1 protein-coding gene, 2 tRNA genes and 3 rRNA genes are annotated in these 5757 nt (G+C 51.6%); 1 reads left to right on the top strand and 5 read right to left on the bottom strand.

What is annotated here, in order from left to right; translation table 11 throughout:
* Nucleotides 1-58 precede the first annotated feature (58 nt).
* From rrf to ACSFBL_RS35310, 5 genes are all read right to left on the bottom strand, one after another.
* A 5S ribosomal RNA gene (rrf, locus tag ACSFBL_RS35290) occupies nt 59-171 on the bottom strand.
* Nucleotides 172-314: 143 nt separating this feature from the next.
* A 23S ribosomal RNA gene (locus tag ACSFBL_RS35295) occupies nt 315-3184 on the bottom strand.
* A gap of 307 nt (nt 3185-3491) precedes the next feature.
* Nucleotides 3492-3567: transfer RNA gene (locus ACSFBL_RS35300), tRNA-Ala, on the bottom strand.
* A 48-nt stretch (nt 3568-3615) separates the two neighbouring features.
* A tRNA-Ile gene (locus ACSFBL_RS35305) sits at nt 3616-3692 on the bottom strand.
* A gap of 69 nt (nt 3693-3761) precedes the next feature.
* Nucleotides 3762-5296, bottom strand: a 16S ribosomal RNA gene (locus tag ACSFBL_RS35310).
* Together the 16S, 23S and 5S rRNA genes with 2 tRNA genes alongside form the textbook arrangement of a ribosomal RNA operon.
* Before the next feature lie 242 nt (nt 5297-5538).
* Between ACSFBL_RS35310 and ACSFBL_RS35315 the strand changes: the two genes are divergently transcribed.
* Nucleotides 5539-5757, top strand: a 219-nt coding sequence (locus tag ACSFBL_RS35315) for a hypothetical protein (protein ID WP_435520454.1), incomplete at its 3' end; no start/stop codon positions are given.

The raw sequence follows: 5757 nt of genomic DNA on the forward strand, positions 1-5757 counted from the left end.
GCGTCGCAAAGCCAAAAAGCCCAGCCTTTGTGGGGCTGGGCTTTGAGGGGCTGTAAGAGCCTGACGATGACCTACTTTCACACGGGAACCCGCACTATCATCGGCGCTGAGGCGTTTCACTGTCCTGTTCGGGATGGGAAGGAGTGGGACCACCTCGCTATGGTCATCAGGCATAAAGGGTTGCCGAGCTGACGGTGTCAGCCCGACGAATTCATAGAGTCTGGAATCAGCTTGGTGTATTTTGAATGCGTCAACTTGGCATAACACCTTGATCCGTATTCGTGGCTCCGCGTCGGGAGCCGGATCAAAGTTATAGGGTCAAGCCGCACGAGCAATTAGTATCAGTTAGCTTAACGCATTACTGCGCTTCCACACCTGACCTATCAACGTCCTGGTCTTGAACGACTCTTTAGGGGGCTCAAGGCCCCGGCAGATCTCATCTTGAAACGAGTTTCCCGCTTAGATGCTTTCAGCGGTTATCTCTTCCACACTTAGCTACTCGGCAATGCCACTGGCGTGACAACCGATACACCAGAGGTGTGTCCACTCCGGTCCTCTCGTACTAGGAGCAGGCTTCCTCAAATCTGCAGCGCCCACGGAAGATAGGGACCAAACTGTCTCACGACGTTTTAAACCCAGCTCACGTACCTCTTTAAATGGCGAACAGCCATACCCTTGGGACCGGCTACAGCCCCAGGATGAGATGAGCCGACATCGAGGTGCCAAACACCGCCGTCGATATGAACTCTTGGGCGGTATCAGCCTGTTATCCCCAGAGTACCTTTTATCCGTTGAGCGATGGCCCTTCCATACAGAACCACCGGATCACTATGTCCTGCTTTCGCATCTGCTCGACTTGTCAGTCTCGCAGTTAAGCACGCTTATGCCATTGCACTATCGTCACGATGTCCGACCGTAACTAGCGTACCTTCGAACTCCTCCGTTACGCTTTGGGAGGAGACCGCCCCAGTCAAACTGCCTACCATGCACTGTCCCCGATCCAGATAATGGACCTAGGTTAGAACCTCAAACACACCAGGGTGGTATTTCAACGTTGGCTCCACAAGATCTAGCGACCCTGCTTCAAAGCCTCCCACCTATCCTACACAGATCTGTTCAAAGTCCAATACAAAGCTACAGTAAAGGTTCATGGGGTCTTTCCGTCTTTCCGCGGGGAGATTGCATCATCACAAACATTTCAACTTCGCTGAGTCTCAGGAGGAGACAGTGTGGCCATCGTTACGCCATTCGTGCAGGTCGGAACTTACCCGACAAGGAATTTCGCTACCTTAGGACCGTTATAGTTACGGCCGCCGTTTACTGGGACTTCAATCAAGAGCTTGCACCCCATCATTTAATCTTCCAGCACCGGGCAGGCGTCACACCCTATACGTCCACTTTCGTGTTTGCAGAGTGCTGTGTTTTTAATAAACAGTCGCAGCCACCGATTTTTTGCAACCCATTCATGCTCCGTTGTTCACTTCACACTAATAGGGCACACCTTCTTCCGAAGTTACGGTGTCAATTTGCCGAGTTCCTTCTCCTGAGTTCTCTCAAGCGCCTTAGAATACTCATCTCGCGCACCAGTGTCGGTTTGCGGTACGGTCGTGTATAGCTGAAGCTTAGTGGCTTTTCCTGGAACCTCGTTCAGTCACTTCACCAGCAAGCTGGCTCGATCGTTGGCCTCGGTATATGTGCACCGGATTTGCCTAATGCACGCCTACTTCCAACTAGACCGGGATATCCAACACCCGGATGACCTATTAAGATCCGTCCCCACATCGCACTACACATCGGTACAGGAATATTGACCTGTTTCCCATCAGCTACGCATCTCTGCCTCGCCTTAGGGGCCGACTCACTCTACGCCGATGAACGTTGCGTAGAAAACCTTGCGCTTACGGCGAGGGGGCTTTTCACCCCCTTTAACGCTACTCATGTCAGCATTCGCACTTCTGATACCTCCAGCACGCTTTACAACGCACCTTCACAGGCTTACAGAACGCTCTCCTACCACTTGCAATAAATTGCAAATCCGCAGCTTCGGTAACTGGCTTAGCCCCGTTACATCTTCCGCGCAGGACGACTCGATCAGTGAGCTATTACGCTTTCTTTAAATGATGGCTGCTTCTAAGCCAACATCCTGACTGTTTTAGCCTTCCCACTTCGTTTCCCACTTAGCCAATTTTAGGGACCTTAGCTGGCGGTCTGGGTTGTTTCCCTCTTGAGTCCGGACGTTAGCACCCGGTGCTCTGTCTCCCAAGCTGTACTCGTCGGTATTCGGAGTTTGCCTTGGTTTGGTAAGTCGCCATGACCCCCTAGCCAAAACAGTGCTCTACCCCCGACGGTAATACTTGAGGCACTACCTAAATAGTTTTCGGAGAGAACCAGCTATTTCCAAGTTTGTTTAGCCTTTCACCCCTATCCACAGCTCATCCGCTAGTTTTGCAACACTAGTCGGTTCGGACCTCCAGTACCTGTTACGGCACCTTCATCCTGGCCATGGATAGATCACTTGGTTTCGGGTCTACACCCAGCGACTGTCGCCCTATTCGGACTCGATTTCTCTACGGCTTCCCTATTCGGTTAACCTTGCCACTGAATGTAAGTCGCTGACCCATTATACAAAAGGTACGCAGTCACCCTTGCGGGCTCCTACTTTTTGTAAGCACGCGGTTTCAGGATCTATTTCACTCCCCTCCCGGGGTTCTTTTCGCCTTTCCCTCACGGTACTAGTTCACTATCGGTCGATGATGAGTATTTAGCCTTGGAGGATGGTCCCCCCATATTCAGACAGGATTTCTCGTGTCCCGCCCTACTTTTCGTTAGCTCAGTACCACACAGGTCTTTTCACGTACGGGGCTATCACCCGCTATGGCCAGCCTTTCCAAGCTGTTCCGTTAAGTCTTGTGCTATCACTAACAGGCTCTTCCGATTTCGCTCGCCACTACTTTCGGAATCTCGGTTGATGTCTTTTCCTCGAGCTACTGAGATGTTTCAGTTCACCCGGTTCGCCTCGCATACCTATGAATTCAGTATGCGATACCTTTCGGTGGGTTTCCCCATTCGGAAATCTCCGGATCAAAGCTAATTTGCCAGCTCCCCGAAGCTTATCGCAGGCTATCACGTCCTTCGTCGCCTATCATCGCCAAGGCATCCACCACGTGCTCTTATTCACTTGACCCTATAACTTTGACGTTTCTTCACAGAAACCAAAATTAATCAAGGAATTACCAGGTCTTTCACCTGGCGCGTTATGCCGCCTTCATAAATCGATTTAATTCGAAATTGAAGTTCATTTGACGCAATCAAAAATTCATGTCGCTGATGGCACGGTCCGCACTAAACCTTTACGAATGCGCGGTTTCCATCAGCAACGCTGATTCGACTCTATGAATTTTTAAAGAACAGCCGATCGATCAAGAGATCTTGATCAACAACAAAGATGCCTCTTTCGAAGCAGCTTTGGTATTGATTTTTTCGCACGGAATTGGTGGAGGATGACGGGATCGAACCGACGACCCCCTGCTTGCAAAGCAGGTGCTCTCCCAGCTGAGCTAATCCCCCGGGTCCTCACATCCGACGCGTTGCAGCGTCGTGACCATTGGAAGAATTTGGTGGGTCTAGTTGGGCTCGAACCAACGACCCCCGCCTTATCAAGACGGTGCTCTAACCAGCTGAGCTACAGACCCATGTCGACGGAATCGACTTCATCCAACAACCGATAAGTGTGGGCGTTCAAATTGAACTGCTGTTTCCAGAAAGGAGGTGATCCAGCCGCACCTTCCGATACGGCTACCTTGTTACGACTTCACCCCAGTCACGAACCCTGCCGTGGTAATCGCCCTCCTTGCGGTTAGGCTAACTACTTCTGGCAGAACCCGCTCCCATGGTGTGACGGGCGGTGTGTACAAGACCCGGGAACGTATTCACCGTGACATTCTGATCCACGATTACTAGCGATTCCGACTTCACGCAGTCGAGTTGCAGACTGCGATCCGGACTACGACTGGTTTTATGGGATTAGCTCCCCCTCGCGGGTTGGCAACCCTTTGTACCAGCCATTGTATGACGTGTGTAGCCCCACCTATAAGGGCCATGAGGACTTGACGTCATCCCCACCTTCCTCCGGTTTGTCACCGGCAGTCTCACTAGAGTGCCCAACTAAATGTAGCAACTAATGACAAGGGTTGCGCTCGTTGCGGGACTTAACCCAACATCTCACGACACGAGCTGACGACAGCCATGCAGCACCTGTGTTACGGTTCTCTTTCGAGCACTAAGCCATCTCTGGCAAATTCCGTACATGTCAAAGGTGGGTAAGGTTTTTCGCGTTGCATCGAATTAAACCACATCATCCACCGCTTGTGCGGGTCCCCGTCAATTCCTTTGAGTTTCAACCTTGCGGCCGTACTCCCCAGGCGGTCAACTTCACGCGTTAGCTTCGTTACTGAGTCAGTGAAGACCCAACAACCAGTTGACATCGTTTAGGGCGTGGACTACCAGGGTATCTAATCCTGTTTGCTCCCCACGCTTTCGTGCATGAGCGTCAGTGCAGGCCCAGGGGATTGCCTTCGCCATCGGTGTTCCTCCGCATATCTACGCATTTCACTGCTACACGCGGAATTCCATCCCCCTCTGCCGCACTCCAGCGATGCAGTCACAGATGCAGTTCCCAGGTTGAGCCCGGGGATTTCACAACTGTCTTACATCACCGCCTGCGCACGCTTTACGCCCAGTAATTCCGATTAACGCTCGCACCCTACGTATTACCGCGGCTGCTGGCACGTAGTTAGCCGGTGCTTATTCTTACGGTACCGTCATTAGCCCTCTTTATTAGAAAGAGCCGTTTCGTTCCGTACAAAAGCAGTTTACAACCCGAAGGCCTTCATCCTGCACGCGGCATGGCTGGATCAGGCTTGCGCCCATTGTCCAAAATTCCCCACTGCTGCCTCCCGTAGGAGTCTGGGCCGTGTCTCAGTCCCAGTGTGGCTGGTCGTCCTCTCAGACCAGCTACAGATCGAAGGCTTGGTGAGCCTTTACCTCACCAACTACCTAATCTGCCATCGGCCGCTCCATTCGCGCAAGGTCTTGCGATCCCCTGCTTTCATCCGTAGATCGTATGCGGTATTAGCACAGCTTTCGCTGCGTTATCCCCCACGATTGGGCACGTTCCGATGTATTACTCACCCGTTCGCCACTCGCCGCCAGGATTGCTCCCGCGCTGCCGTTCGACTTGCATGTGTAAGGCATGCCGCCAGCGTTCAATCTGAGCCAGGATCAAACTCTATAGTTCGATCTTGAATTTTTCGCTCTCTCGAGCAACTCATAAAAACGGAATTGAAGTGAACTTCACTTCTATTCTCATGAGCGTTTAAAGTCTTTTCGACTTTGTTCCGAAGAACTTGGCAATCGCCTTCAAACGCCCACGCTTATCGGCTGTATATTTTTAACGAACCACGCTCGACTTCTTCTGTCTTGCGTCTTGCTTTGCTGCGATCAGCGAAGCCTTCGATTATGCCACGTTTTTAGAAGAACATGCAAACTTTTTTCAACCACTCGCTTCGATTTGCACCTGAATTCCAATCCGGAACATCAGCACGCTTCGTTTTGAGCGGAGCCTTCGATTATGACACGATTTTTTCAATCCCGCCAAGTCCGAAGACTTTTTTTCTCCGCCTCCTCCAACCCCCTCATCACCACCCCCACCAGGGAAGCAGCAGCGCTGGGTCGTTTTCAGCTGAGCCTTGGATTATG

It is taken from the genome of Variovorax glacialis, assembly GCF_051216375.1.
Classification (GTDB): domain Bacteria; phylum Pseudomonadota; class Gammaproteobacteria; order Burkholderiales; family Burkholderiaceae_C; genus Variovorax.